11 protein-coding genes and 1 tRNA gene are annotated in these 13,687 nt (G+C 63.5%); 9 read left to right on the top strand and 3 right to left on the bottom strand.

Annotated elements, in window-relative coordinates:
• Positions 1-308 precede the first annotated feature (308 nt).
• From M3G14_RS08010 to M3G14_RS07995, 4 genes are all read left to right on the top strand, one after another.
• A tRNA-Pro gene (locus tag M3G14_RS08010) sits at positions 309-382 on the top strand.
• Between the two features lie 78 nt (positions 383-460).
• Complete coding sequence (gene tig, locus M3G14_RS08005) at positions 461-1,834, top strand: trigger factor (protein WP_259926012.1); 1,374 nt, start codon at positions 461-463, stop codon at positions 1,832-1,834.
• 184 nt (positions 1,835-2,018) lie between these two features.
• Positions 2,019-2,609 carry an ATP-dependent Clp protease proteolytic subunit gene (locus M3G14_RS08000; protein ID WP_038592060.1) on the top strand — a complete coding sequence of 197 codons (591 nt, stop codon included), beginning with the start codon at positions 2,019-2,021 and terminating at the stop codon, positions 2,607-2,609.
• 33 nt (positions 2,610-2,642) lie between these two features.
• Positions 2,643-3,263 (top strand): ATP-dependent Clp protease proteolytic subunit, encoded by a 621-nt coding sequence (locus M3G14_RS07995; RefSeq protein ID WP_038592057.1) that lies wholly within the window; start codon positions 2,643-2,645, stop codon positions 3,261-3,263.
• Between the two features lie 59 nt (positions 3,264-3,322).
• Here M3G14_RS07995 and M3G14_RS07990 read toward each other — a convergent pair whose 3' ends face one another.
• Positions 3,323-3,946 carry a hypothetical protein gene (locus tag M3G14_RS07990; RefSeq protein WP_259926011.1) on the bottom strand — a complete coding sequence of 208 codons (624 nt, stop codon included), beginning with the start codon at positions 3,944-3,946 and terminating at the stop codon, positions 3,323-3,325.
• A 61-nt stretch (positions 3,947-4,007) separates the two neighbouring features.
• Positions 4,008-4,772, bottom strand: coding sequence for an alpha/beta hydrolase (locus M3G14_RS07985; RefSeq protein WP_259926010.1), 765 nt, complete (start codon positions 4,770-4,772; stop codon positions 4,008-4,010).
• A gap of 266 nt (positions 4,773-5,038) precedes the next feature.
• Between M3G14_RS07985 and clpX the strand changes: the two genes are divergently transcribed.
• On the top strand, positions 5,039-6,316 hold the full coding sequence (gene clpX / locus M3G14_RS07980; RefSeq protein WP_259926009.1) for an ATP-dependent Clp protease ATP-binding subunit ClpX: 1,278 nt from the start codon (positions 5,039-5,041) through the stop codon (positions 6,314-6,316).
• On the opposite strand, the gene M3G14_RS07975 is transcribed toward clpX, so the two are convergent.
• A complete protein-coding gene (locus M3G14_RS07975; RefSeq protein WP_259926008.1) occupies positions 6,313-7,089 on the bottom strand; it encodes a TetR/AcrR family transcriptional regulator in 777 nt (258 codons plus the stop codon). The genes clpX and M3G14_RS07975 overlap by 4 nt on opposite strands.
• Positions 7,090-7,375: 286 nt before the next feature.
• On the opposite strand from M3G14_RS07975, the gene M3G14_RS07970 reads away from it, so the two are divergent.
• From M3G14_RS07970 to M3G14_RS07955, 4 genes are read left to right on the top strand one after another with little or no spacing between them, the layout of a single operon-like run.
• Positions 7,376-8,350 (top strand): malate dehydrogenase, encoded by a 975-nt coding sequence (locus M3G14_RS07970; protein ID WP_259926007.1) that lies wholly within the window; start codon positions 7,376-7,378, stop codon positions 8,348-8,350.
• 22 nt (positions 8,351-8,372) lie between these two features.
• Positions 8,373-11,114 carry a valine--tRNA ligase gene (locus M3G14_RS07965; RefSeq protein ID WP_259926006.1) on the top strand — a complete coding sequence of 914 codons (2,742 nt, stop codon included), beginning with the start codon at positions 8,373-8,375 and terminating at the stop codon, positions 11,112-11,114.
• Positions 11,115-11,123: 9 nt separating this feature from the next.
• Positions 11,124-12,752 carry a folylpolyglutamate synthase/dihydrofolate synthase family protein gene (locus tag M3G14_RS07960; RefSeq protein ID WP_259926005.1) on the top strand — a complete coding sequence of 543 codons (1,629 nt, stop codon included), beginning with the start codon at positions 11,124-11,126 and terminating at the stop codon, positions 12,750-12,752.
• Positions 12,745-13,632: a RimK family alpha-L-glutamate ligase gene (locus M3G14_RS07955; protein ID WP_259926004.1), complete on the top strand. Its 888-nt coding sequence runs from the start codon at positions 12,745-12,747 to the stop codon at positions 13,630-13,632. Before M3G14_RS07960 ends, M3G14_RS07955 begins: the two co-directional genes overlap by 8 nt.
• The last annotated feature ends 55 nt before the right edge of the window (positions 13,633-13,687 follow it).

Raw genomic sequence — 13,687 nt, 5'->3', positions numbered from 1 at the left:
GTGACACACCTCAATCATGCTCGAGCACAGGCCCACAATTAGGAGACACGCCCTAGTTCCCCCCCAAAAAAATCATGGTGACAGTATGGCCTACTTCCTGCAGAATCGCGGCCCGAGCACCGCGGGAAACCGTTGATGACTGGTTTGCGCTTTTGACAAACCAGTCATCAGCGAAGATCCGCGCCCGATCCATTGGAGGTTGGCGGGGCTGAATTCTGTATTATGCGAGCTGCACGCTACAATTGCTTGGCGTGAGTTTGTGGGGTGCCCCAACACTCTGCTTTATCGCAGCTCACGTCGTGAAATTGCGGGGCGTGGCGCAGCTTGGTAGCGCACCTGCTTTGGGAGCAGGGGGTCGCAGGTTCAAATCCTGTCGCCCCGACAAAGGCAAGCCCGCTCCTCGTGAGCGGGCTTGCTGTACATAGACATCTTTTGCAATCAACTAGTACAGGAGTTATCCGTGAAGACTTCCGTCGAGAAGCTCAGCGAGACCCGCGTGAAGCTCAACGTGAGCGTTCCCTTCGACGAGCTTGGGAAGGAGATTGACCAGGCGTACAAGTCCATCGCCCAGCAGGTCAACATCCCGGGCTTCCGTCGCGGCAAGGCTCCGCGCCAGCTTATCGACGCCCGCTTCGGCCGCGGCCCGATCTTGGAGCAGGTCGTCAACGACATGGTGCCGCAGCGCTACGAGCAGGCCATCAACGAGCACGAGCTGACCCCGCTCGCGCAGCCTGAGCTCGAGATCACCAAGATCGAGGACAACGACGTCGTCGAGTTCGTTGCAGAGGTCGACGTCCGCCCGGAGATTGAGGTCCCGGACTTCTCCAAGATTGCTGTGACCGTTCCGGCTATCGAGATCGACGATGAGGCTGTCGACGCGGAGCTGGACAACCTGCGCTCCCGCTTCGGTGAGCTCAAGGACACCAAGCGCAAGATGAAGACCGATGACTTTGCCATCATCGACATCGAGGCATTCGTCGACGGCGAGAAGGTCGAGGAGGCTTCCACCGAGGGCCTGACCTACCAGATCGGCGGCGACGACCTGATCAAGGGCCTGGACACCGCCCTGCGTGGCATGAAGACCGGCGAGGACAACGAGTTCACCTCCACCATCCAGCAGGGCGAGCACAAGGACAAGGAGGCCACCTTCAAGGTCCACGTCCAGCAGTCCAAGGAGCGCAAGCTGCCGGACCTCGACGACGATTTCGTGCAGGAAGCCTCTGCCTACGACACGGTCGAGGAGCTGCGCGAGGCAACCAAGTCCGAACTGGAGGAGAACACCAAGGCAGAGCAGGCCGCCAACATCCGTGACGAGGTGCTCAAGGCCGCGCTCGCCGAGGCGAAGTTCGAGCTGCCGGAGTCTGTCGTTGAAGAGCAGGTGCACAACCAGCTCCACCAGCTGCTCGGCCAGATGGCGCACGACGAGACCGCGCTCGCGCAGCTGCTTGAGGCTCAGGGCACGACCCGCGAGGAGTTTGACAAGCAGTCCCGCGAGCAGGCCGAGGAGTCTGTGCGTACGCAGCTCTTCCTCGACGCGGTGGCAGAGAAGGAGCAGCCGGAGGTTTCCCAGCAGGAGCTGACCGACCACATCCTGTTCACCGCCCAGTCCTACGGTATGGACCCGAACCAATTTGTGGCCCAGCTGCAGCAGTCCGGCCAGATCGGCAACCTGTTCGCCGATGTGCGCCGCGGCAAGGCACTCGCCGCAGCGATCTGCCTGACCAGCGTGACCGACGACAAGGGCAACTCCGTCGACCCGAACGAGTACTTCGGCGAGATCGAAGAAGAGGAAGCCGCTGAAGCTGAAACGGAAGAGAAGGCTGAAGAGAACTAAGCCGGTGCGGTAGGCGTCGATAAGCTCGGCGCTACGCCAAAAGGCCACTGACCTGCATGAGTAGGCGGTGGCTTTTTGCGTACATAGGTAGGTGTACGCCGGTAGCGAACAGCGGCCACAAAGGCCGGCGCCCCGAGTAGGGTAGGGGCATTACAACACGAGATTAGACTTCAAGGAGCGTCATATGACATCGCCAACCAACGGCATGAACCTCGGGGACTCCGTCTACGAGCGCCTGCTGCGTGAGCGCATCATTTTCCTCGGCCAGCAGGTCGACGACGAGATTGCGAACAAGCTGTGCGCGCAGATCCTGCTTTTGTCCGCGGAGGACCCGAACCGCGATATCTCCCTCTACATCAACTCGCCCGGCGGCTCGGTCACCGCTGGCATGGCGATCTACGACACCATGAAGTACTCCCCGTGCGACGTGGCGACCTACGGCATGGGCCTGGCTGCCTCCATGGGCCAGTTCCTGCTCTCCGGTGGCACCAAGGGCAAGCGCTACGCGCTGCCGCACGCGCGCATCATGATGCACCAGCCCTCCGCCGGCGTTGGCGGTACTGCGGCGGACATTGCGATCCAGGCTGAGCAGTTCGCCCAGACGAAGCGTGAGATGGCCGAGCTGATCGCCGAGCACACCGGCCAGACCTTCGAACAGATCACGAAGGACTCTGACCGTGATCGCTGGTTCACCGCCCAGCAGGCGAAGGAATACGGCATTGTCGACCACGTCATCGAGCACGTCGCTCAGACCGACGGCCCAGTAGGCAACTAACCCGGAACACCTACACAGCAAAGGACTACATACATGACTTTCCAGATGCCGAACTCTCGCTACGTCCTGCCGCAGTTCTTGGAGGAAACGTCCTTCGGTACCAAGCAGATCGACCCCTATGGCAAGCTTTTCGAGGAGCGCATTGTCTTCCTCGGCACCCAGGTCGATGACACTTCCGCCAACGACATCATGGCCCAGTTGCTCGTGCTCGAGTCGCAGGACCCCGACCGCGACATCACCATGTACATCAACTCGCCCGGCGGCTCGTTTACCGCGCTGATGGCGATCTACGACACGATGCAGTACGTCCGCCCCGACGTGCAGACCGTCTGCCTCGGCCAGGCAGCGTCCGCCGCTGCAGTGATCCTCGCCGCAGGTGCTCCGGGCAAGCGCGCCGCGCTGCCGAATTCGCGCGTGCTCATCCACCAGCCCGCCACCCAGGGCACGCAGGGGCAGGTCTCTGACCTGGAGATCCAGGCGAACGAGATCGAGCGCATGCGTCGCCTGATGGAGGACACCCTGTCCCACCACACCGGGCGCACCTCGGAGCAGGTCCGCGAGGACACTGACCGTGACAAGATCCTCACTGCGGCAGAAGCTGTCGAGTACGGGATCATCGACCAGGTCTTTGATTACCGCAAGCTCAACGCGTAAGACGCCTCGCTCAAGACGACAAAGCGCCGCCCCGGGCGGCGCTTTTCGTGTGCACGGAGCTAGTTACAGAACGGTACCGCGTTCTTGACCGCAGCGGGTGCCTGCGCGAAGTCTTCGCGGGCCCAGCACGCCCCGTTTTCGTTCGTGCCGTGCGGGTCAACGCTGACCCAGCCGCCGTCCTTGGATGCCCAGAAGTACTCCTGGCCGTTCTCCGGCATGACGGTGCGCGCCCACGCGCCGTCGCAGAACGTGCTGTACTCCTGGTTGCCGCTGCCGGCGCCCTGCTCGGGCCAGGCACAGCCGTTGGAGCCGTCGTCCACCGCGATCGTCTCCGTGATGACCTGCTCCTTGACCTCCTCGCGCGGCGCCTTGCGGGTGCTTGTCTTCCGCGTCGAGGTGGACTTGCTTGTCGACGTCTTCGTGGACGTCTTCTTCGACGAGGAAGACTTCGTCGTCGACGACTTGGTCTCTTCGGCCTCTTCGTCTTCTGCGTCTTCGCTTGAAGAGCTTGATGACGCTGTTGGCGAGCTTTCCGTCGTGGGGGCAGCAGTGGTGCTGGTTACCGGGAAATCAATCACCGGCTCGGCCAACCGCGCCTCTTCTTCAGCGGATGCAGTGCAGCCCGCAAGCGTCGCCGTGGCGATGACGGCGACGAAAAGGGACTGGGTGCGGTTGCGTTTCACTTCGCTGTTCCTTTCGGACTCCCTCGCGTGCGGATAACGCTACTAGCGTAGCCGATCCGGCTTACAGGAACTGCGTCAAGGCCCGGTTGAATTCCTCCGGGCGCTCAATGGCTACCTGGTGCGAGCCGGGATCTATCACCACCGACTCCACCGGCCCGGCGACGCGCTCTGCAATGCGCGCGAGTTCGGCGGGCGTGGTCGAGGGGTCCTGTGCACCAGCGATGGTCAGCACCGGGCAGGTGACCTCGCCGAGTTGGTCCGCGAAGTCCCAGCCGGCGAGCGCGTCGCCGTTTTGTGCGTACGCCTCCCCGTCGATTCCGGCGACCATGTCGCGGATGTGGCGCACCTCGTCTGGGTGGGACGCGCGGAAGCCTTCAGTAAACCAGTTCTCCATCATCCCGTCTGCCAGGGCATCCATGCCCTGGGTGCGTGCGGTTTCGGTGCGCTCACGCCACTTCTCCGGGCCGCCGAGGTAGGTCGCGGTGCAAGCAAAAACCGCCTTTTCCACTCGTCCGCTCTTCGCGGCGAGGTGCTGGGCGAGCGCCCCGCCGAGCGAGAGTCCGACCACGCGGAAGCGGTTCACGCCGACTTCATCGAGCGCGTGCAGGACGTCGGCGGCCAGTGTGTCCATCGTGGTGGCCCCGGGGGCGACGCGCGCGGTCTCGGAGCGCCCGTGGCCGCGGTGGTCCACCGTGATGACGCGGAAGTGCTCGGCAAGCGCGGGGATTTGCTTCGCCCACGCCTCGTGCGTTGTGGCGATTGAGCTGAGCAACACGACTGCGGGCGCGGTGCTTACGCCGTACTCGTTGACGTGCAGGTTGGTCATGGGAACTCCTTGAAGTTGGGGTACTCTTCGCAGTCCCATTGTGCGTGAAATGGTGGCGCGATGCGGAAGCTGGGCGGGAATGCGCGCCCGTCCGTCGCCGGTTTGACGCAGCAACTACACTTGGGATTCATCCTTTCAACCCAGTTTGTGGCCTGGGGTGCGAGGGCCGTGTGGCATACTGCGCCGGGGACTTTTGGCGCATGCTGGGCACGGGCACGTACCGGCCACAGACCGTGAACTGTAGGAACAGGGAGAAGAAAGCTCACATGGCGGGAACACACGACAGCTCGGATCTGCTCAAGTGCTCATTTTGTGGCAAGAGCCAGAAGCAAGTGCGCAAGCTCATCGCGGGCGGCGGCGTGTACATCTGCGACGAATGCATCGAGCTGTGCAACGAAATTATCGAGGAAGAACTTGCCGGCTCGCAGCAGAACCAGGCAGGCGAATCGGAGCGTCTTCCCCGCCCGTCCGAGATCACCGCGTTCTTGGACCAATACGTCATCGGCCAAGATCAGGCGAAACGCACGCTCGCGGTTGCCGTGTATAACCATTACAAGCGCATCAAGGCGGACTCCTTGGTGGCGCCGTCACGCCGTCGCGAAGAGGACGTCGAGATTTCCAAGTCGAACATCTTGTTGCTGGGGCCGACTGGTTCGGGCAAGACGTATCTCGCGCAGACGCTGGCCCGCATGCTCAACGTGCCTTTTGCTATCGCGGATGCCACCAGTCTCACAGAGGCTGGGTACGTGGGCGAAGACGTGGAAAACATTCTGCTGAAGCTGCTGCAGGCCGCCGACTTTGACGTCAACCGCGCCCAGACCGGCATCATTTATGTCGACGAGGTGGACAAAATCTCGCGTAAGTCGGAGAACCCGTCGATTACGCGCGACGTGTCCGGCGAGGGCGTGCAGCAGGCGCTGCTGAAGATCCTGGAGGGCACTGTCGCCTCCGTGCCTCCGCAGGGCGGGCGCAAGCACCCGAACCAGGAGTTCATCCAGCTGGACACGACGAACATCTTGTTTATCGTCGCCGGTGCGTTCGCGGGCCTGGACAAGGTTATCGCTGAGCGCGTGGGCAAGAAGGGGATCGGCTTCGGTGCCGAGATCGACTCCAAGGACGAACGCGACGAGGCGAACCTGCTGGCCAGCGTGCAGCCGGGCGACCTCGTGAAGTTCGGGCTCATCCCCGAGTTCATCGGCCGCCTGCCGGTCATCGCAACGGTGGAGGACTTGGACCGCGAAGCGATGGTGCGCGTGCTCACCGAACCGAAGAACTCTCTGGTGAAACAGTACGAGCGCCTCTTCGCGATGGACGGCGCGGAGCTCGTGCTTACCGACGACGCGCTCGCCCTCATCGCCGACAAAGCCTCCGAGCGCAAAACCGGTGCCCGCGGGCTACGCGGCATCATGGAGGAGTTGCTCGTGCCCATCATGTACGAGCTGCCCGACCGGGAAGGCGTGTCCCAAGTTGTCATCGACGGCGCGGTGGTGCGCGGCGAGGCAGCACCGGAGTACCTCAGCGCGGACGAGAAACGCTCGGCCTAGTAAATGCCGCCTTCGGGGTCGCTGAGGTAGTCGTGCGTGGTTGACGCGTCCTCGGCATCCGCTGGCGGGGTGGCCTCGAGGTAACTGTCGTAGCCCGAGGGCGAGATACTCGTGGTCAAAAACGCGATCACGGTGTCGATGACCATCCGGCGCATTCCTGTGATGTTGCGCTCTGAGCGGAAGTTCACCCCCCGTAATCCTTGCGCCACATCACCGACTCCGGCTGGGAAGAAGCAGATGGAGATCAGCAACAGGAGTACGTCGTCGGCGGAGATACCGGGGCGGAACGCCCCCGAGTCCTGGCCGATAAGTAGGAGCCGCTCGAGGTGCAAAGCGACGTCTTTGGAGCGCTGCGAATAGAGCGAATCCGCGTCTTCCAGTGCGGGGTCAAGCTGTTCGCGCAAGAGGATGACAACCGCTTCTGGGTGATCCTTGATCGCCATGTACAGGGCGTCGATGAAACGTCGCATCCCCTCTACTGGCACCGCGTAAGAGCGGTTGAGCACGGATTCCGGCGGGTGCAACAGGTCCAGAGCGCGCAGTACGGCGCGCGCGTAGAGCCCCTTCTTATCACCGAAGTTGTAGTGAATTTTCCGCTTGGACATGCCGGAGGCCTTAGCGATGTCTTCCAACTTTGTGGCCTGAAAACCGGTGTCCGCGAACATGCGCAGCGCCGTGGTGACGACTTGGTCGACTGCGGTGTCGAGCGACCCGCCGCGGGAAAGCGGCTGATCTGAAGCGTCAGCGTTGTGCTTCTCAGGCGACAGCGTCACAGTTTCTCCTTGTCTTCGACAGTTTTCAACAGCCTCAAGCAGCGCAAAACAGATAGGAGCGAGGGCCCGCCGCTGCGTTGCAGCCATACGATTCCATCGTGCCCTACTCCCGCGCCCAATGCCCCCGGCTGTTGTGAAAGCACACATTTTCCTGCAAAAAAGCTCCCAAACGGGGGGAGTAGCGCCAGCGGATGAAGCGAGTTGCTTCCTATACTTGGGGCCGTGCCTTTGATGCGTCGGCGTTGAGGCGTCGGCGCAACTTACCCCAAACTTGCAAGGAGCCATCATGTCTCGTCCTGTCAACGTTGTGGTCACCGGCGCTGCCGGCAACATCGCTTACTCCCTGCTGTGGCGCATCGCCGCAGGTGACGTGTTCGGTAAGGAGCAGCCGGTGAACCTCACGCTGCTGGAGATCCCGGCCGCGGTGCGTGCCGCAGAGGGCACTGCAATGGAGCTCAACGATTCGGCGATGCCACTGGTCAATGACATCACTGTGACCGATGACCAGCGACGGGCCTTCGAAGGGGCGAACGCCGCCTTCCTCGTGGGCGCGAAGCCGCGCGGCAAGGGCGAGTCGCGTGCGGATATGCTCGCGGCCAACGGCAAAATTTTCATCGAGCAGGGGCACGCGCTCAACGACGGCGCGGCGCACGACATTCGCGTCCTTGTTGTGGGCAACCCTGCCAACACGAATGCCTACATCGCTTCCAAGGCGGCACCGGATCTGCCGGCGGAGCGCTTCAACGCGCTGATGCGCCTGGACCACAACCGCGCGGCATCGATGCTTTCGCAGAAGCTCGAGGTGCCCTCTACGGCATTCGAACGCCTGGTGGTGTGGGGCAACCACTCTGATACGCAGTTCCCGGACATCACCTACGCCACCGTGGGCGGCGAGCCGCTGGCTGACAAGGTTGACCAGGATTGGTACACCGGCGAGTTCATTCCGCGGGTGGCGAAGCGTGGCGGCGAGATCATCGAGGTCCGTGGCAAGTCCTCTGCGGCCTCTGCTGCCTCCGCTGCGGTCGACCACATGCGGGATTGGGTGCAGGGCACCGAGGGGCGTTGGACGACGGTGGCGCGGCCGTCGACAGGCGAATACGGCATCGACGCCGGCTTGGTCTTCGGTGTGCCGGTGACCGGCACTGGCGGGCAATGGGAGCTCGTCGACGGCCTCGAGATCAGCGACGCACAACGTCAGCGCATCGACGCGAACGTCACCGCACTGCGCGAGGAAGCCGCAGTGGCCGACGGCCTCTTTTAAACGGGGTCTATGATGGGCAAGCGTGACTGATGCGAGGAATGATCAAGTAGGCAAAAACCGCGCGGACGCTCTGCCCAAGAGCTGGGAGCCGGGCGACCACGAGTCCACCATTTACCAGCGGTGGGTGGACGCGGGGTATTTCACGGCAGACCCCAGCTCGGACAAGCCCGCCTACTCCGTCATGCTGCCGCCGCCGAATGTGACCGGCCAGCTGCACATGGGCCACGCCCTCGACCACACGTTGATGGATTCCCTGGTGCGCCGCAAGCGTATGCAGGGCTTTGAAGTGCTGTGGCTGCCGGGCATGGATCACGCCGGTATTGCGACCCAGACGAAGGTCGAGGCGAAGCTCAAGGCCGAGGAGGGCAAGGATCGCTACGACTACGGCCGCGAGGAGTTCATCGACCGCGTCTGGGAGTGGAAAGAGCAGTACGGCGGCACGATTACCACGCAGATGCGGGCAATCGGCGACTCCGTCGATTGGTCGCGCGAGCGATTTACCTTAGACGAGGGTCTGTCGAAGGCCGTGCAGACCATCTTCAAGAAGTTGTACGACGCTGGCATGGTCTACCGCGACTACCGCCTGGTCAATTGGTCGCCGGTGCTGGAGACCGCAGTGTCGGATATCGAGGTCGTGTACAAGGACGTCGAGGGTGAGTTCGTCTCCATTCGCTACGGCTCGCTTGACGACGCGGCGCCGCACCTCGTCGTCGCCACCACCCGCGTCGAGACGATGCTGGGCGATGTCGCCATCGCGGTCCACCCGGACGACGAGCGCTACGCGCACCTGATCGGTGAGGAGTTTGACCACCCGCTGCGCGACGACTTGAAGCTGAAGGTCATCGCAGATGATTACGTCGATATGGAGCTGGGCACCGGCGCGGTGAAGATTACCCCGGCGCACGACCCGAACGACTACGAGATGGGCCTGCGCCACGACCTGGACATGCCCATCATCATGGACGAGCAGGGCCGCATCGCGAACACGGGGACTCGCTTCGACGGGATGAGCCGGGAAGAGGCGCGCGTCGCTGTGCGCGAAGCGCTGGCTGAACAGGGGCGCATTGTGAAGGAAGTCCGCCCGTACGTGCACTCGGTGGGGCACTCGGAGCGCTCCGGAGAGCCGATTGAGCCGCGCCTGTCCCTGCAGTGGTTTGTCAAGGTGGACAAGCTCGCCCAGATGTCGGGCGACGCGGTGCGCAACGGCGATACGAAGATCCACCCCGAGTCGATGGAGAAGCGCTACTTCGACTGGGTGGACAACATGCACGATTGGACCATCTCGCGGCAGCTGTGGTGGGGCCACCGCATCCCGATCTGGTACGGGCCGGAGGACGAAAACGGCCAGCGAGACGTGGTGTGCGTCGGCCCGGACGAAGAGCCGCCGGCAGGCTACGAGCAGGATCCGGACGTGCTGGACACGTGGTTCTCCTCCGCCCTGTGGCCGTTTTCTACGATGGGCTGGCCGGAGAAGACACCTGAGCTTGAGAAGTTCTACCCGACCTCGGTGCTGGTGACCGCCTACGACATCTTGTTCTTCTGGGTGGCGCGCATGATGATGTTCGGCACGTTTGCGGGCGAGACCACCCCCGAGGTGCTCGGCGCCGGTAACGACGGCCGCCCGCAGATTCCCTTCACGGACCTGTACCTGCACGGCCTGGTGCGCGACGAGAAGGGCCGTAAGATGTCCAAGTCCCTGGGCAACGGCATTGACCCGATGGATTGGGTCGAGCGTTTCGGCGCGGATGCGCTGCGCTTCGCCCTGGCGCGCGGGGCGAACCCGGGTGTGGATTTGCCGATCGGCGATGATCACGCTGTAGCGGCGCGTAACTTTGCCACCAAGCTCTACAACGCGACGAAGTTCGCGCTGATGAATGGCGCTGCCGTGGGCGCGCTGCCGGAGCGCGACGCGCTGACCGACGCGGACCGCTGGATCCTCGACCGCGCCGAAGAGCTCCGCGCACGCGTGGACGCGTACCTGGATGACTACCAGTTCGCCAAGGCCAACGAGGCGATCTACCACTTCGCCTGGGATGAACTGTGCGATTGGTACCTCGAGATCGCGAAGACGCAGATCCCGCGCACTGACGCTGACGCGTCAGCGGAAGACAAGGAGCGCGGCCGCAACACGCAGATCGTGCTGGGGCGCGTCCTCGATGTGTTGCTGCGCCTTTTGCACCCCACGATGCCGTTCATCACCGAGGTGCTTTGGACCGCACTGACTAGCGAAGAAACGGTGACGACTGCGGCGTGGCCGACCGCAGCAGACACCAACGGTGGCGAAGCAACCGATATGGATGCGCGTCGGCGCATCGAAGACTCCATCAAGCTCATTACTGAGCTGCGTCGCTTCCGCGCTGATCAGGGCGTGAAGCCCTCGCAGAAGGTGCCCGCGAAGCTGGACTTCGCCTCGGCTGACTTGAGCGCGCAGGAAGGCATGGTGCGCCAGATTGCGCGGGTGGAGGCACCGGCAGAGGACTTCGCGGCGTCGGCAAGCATTGAGATGCGACTGAGCAAGGCGAACCTCGACGTCGCGCTGGATACTTCCGGCACTGTCGACGTTGCCGCCGAGCGGAAGCGCCTGGAAAAAGAGCTCGCCGCCGCGCAGAAGGAGCTGGATACCACCGGTGCCAAGCTGGCGAACGAGCAGTTCCTGGCGAATGCGCCGGCACCGGTTGTGGAAAAAATCAAGGTGCGTCAGAAGATCGCGCAGGAAGAGTTCGAGCGCGTCACCGCCCGCCTTGAAGCACTGCCGCAGAAGTAGGGCGTATCGATGACAGAGCAGGGCAAGGACACACCTCGCGAGAACGGCCCTCACGGCGAGTTGCACCCAGAGCGCAACACCGAGTTCGGGCGCCTTTCTATGACGGAGAGCGGCATCACGCTCAACCTCGGTGGCGAAGGCGCAGCTTCAGAGCAGGGGCACACTGCACCGGAGGAAGGCGAGCTCGCGCAGCTTGCCGACCTCGTCGGTGTACGCGTCGGTGAGCTCGCGGACGAGGAGCAAGCGAGCCCCAGCGATGAGCCGATCGATCACGCTGCGTTGCAGCGGCTCACCACCGAGCTCGATACGCGCGCTGGGGCGAGCGACCCAAATCCGAGTCTGGAGCGAATCTCCATGCTGCTGGATCTGCTTGGCTCGCCCGAGCGCACGCTGAAAGTCATCCAGGTTGCCGGAACGAACGGGAAGACGTCCACCTCGCGGATGATTGCCTCGCTGCTGCGCGCGCTTGGACACCGCGTAGGACTGTTTACCAGCCCCGAGCTGACGCGCGTGACCGAGACCATCGAGATCGACGGTGCGGAAATGGCGCCGGGGCGGCTCGCGGAGTTTTACGACGAGCTCGTGCCCTACCTGCACATGGTCGACGCGAAGTTTCCAACGCCGCTGAGCCGCTTCGAGGTGCTTGTTGCGATGGCGTACGTCGCTTTCGCCGACGCCCCGGTTGACGTGGCCGTGGTCGAAGTCGGCATGGGCGGCACGTGGGACGCGACGAACGTGGCCGACGCCGACGTCGCGGTCATTACCCCGATCGGGCTCGACCACCAGGGTTTCCTCGGCGAAACGTTGCCGGAAATCGCGGCGCAGAAGGCCGGCATCATCAAAGCCCGCGACACCGACGGGATCGGACCAGCAGAAAACATCGCTGTCGTGGCTGAGCAGGATCCCGATGCGATGCGCGCAATTCTGGAACGCGCCGTGGAAGCAGACGCGATCGTCGCGCGCGCCGAGAGCGAGTTCGGCGTCGCAAAGTCCACGGTGGCCGTTGGCGGGCAGCAGCTCCAGCTGCGCGGCCTCGGCGGCGACTACACCGAGGTGTTTCTCCCGCTTGCCGGTGCGCACCAGGCGGCAAATGCCTCGCTTGCGTTGGCGTCGGTTGAGGCATTGTTTGGCGTCACTCGGGACCACCCGCTCGACCTCGATGCGGTGCGTGAGGGATTCGCCCGCGTGCGCGTCCCGGGCCGCATCGAAAGGTTTGGCACCGCACCCGTGCTGCTTGTCGACGCCGCGCATAACCCCCACGGCGCGCGCACCCTTGCCGCAGCGCTTCGTCGCGATTTCAATTACGCAGGCTTGGTTGGCGTCGTGTCGATCTTTACCGACAAAGACGCGGCGGCAATGCTCGCAGCTCTCGAGCCAGAGCTCCGCGAAGTTGTGATTACCCAGAACTCATCGCCGCGCGCGATGGATGCCTACGAGCTTGCCGAAATCGCGTATGGGATATTCGGCGACGACCGGGTCCGGGTTGAGGCGCACCTGCCTGCGGCTATTGCACTGGCTCGCGAAGTTGCCGAGGATGCTGACGAAGATGGCATGGGCGTGCTGATCACCGGTTCAGTCGCCACCGCCGGCGATGCACGGGCCTTCCTCACCGCCGACACGCAAGACGGCAATGGTTAAGCTTGCACCGCACGCGTGGTTAGTGACGAATCGGTGGCTGCACTGGGACAAGTTTGAGTGGCAGTTTGCGGAGCTGATCCGCGCGGCGTCGCGGATCGGGGTGCAGCTGGAGCGGGTGAGCACCGACGAAGCGCTGGCGGACCTGCACACGTGCGGGATGGATTTGCCGCGGGTCGCATTGATCATGGACAAAGACGTGGCCGCCGTCGCCCAGCTCGAAGCAGCCGGAGTGCGCACCATCAACTCTGCGGCTGCGATTGCCGCGTGCGATAACAAGGCCTACACGCACGCCGTGCTCAGTGCCGCTGGCATTGCGCACCCACAGACTTGTACTGCGCCGCTGGCCTACCGCAACCTGGGGCCCGAAGAGTGGGCGGCGAGCGCGTTCGTGGGGGCTGTCGAAAATGAACTCGGTTATCCGGCGGTGGCCAAACGAGCAGTTGGGTCGTGGGGGCAAGGCATGGAGTTGGTACGTGGCCGCGAAGAGCTGATCGCGTTTCTTCACGCCGCGTATCCTGCCCCGGTCATCGTCGAGGAGTACATTGCGCGCTCCCACGGCCGCGATGCACGCATTTACATGGTGGGGCGCGAGCCCGTCGCTGCGATGCGCCGTTTCGGAGCTGATGGGGATTTTCGGGCGAACATCACGGGAGGAGGGCGCGCTGAGCCATGGGATCCTCCGGCCGAGTACGTGGACACGGCGCGGGCGGCCATGGGCGCTCTCGGCCTGCACGTGGGCGCCGTGGACTTCCTCGACGCGCAGCGCCCACTCGTTGGCGAGGTGAACTCAAATGCGCAGTTTGCCTCGCTTTCCGAGGCCACCGGAGTCGACGTCGCCAGCCGTGTGGTCCGCCTGCTGTCTCAGGAGCTCGATGCTTAGACAAAGAGAGTTTCCGCCGAGGCAGTTATGGCCGGAACCTTGACGCGGATACGAT

It is taken from the genome of Corynebacterium sp. p3-SID1056 (assembly GCF_025152525.1).
Lineage (GTDB): Bacteria > Actinomycetota > Actinomycetes > Mycobacteriales > Mycobacteriaceae > Corynebacterium.
This window is presented reverse-complemented; position numbering and strand designations above follow the sequence as displayed.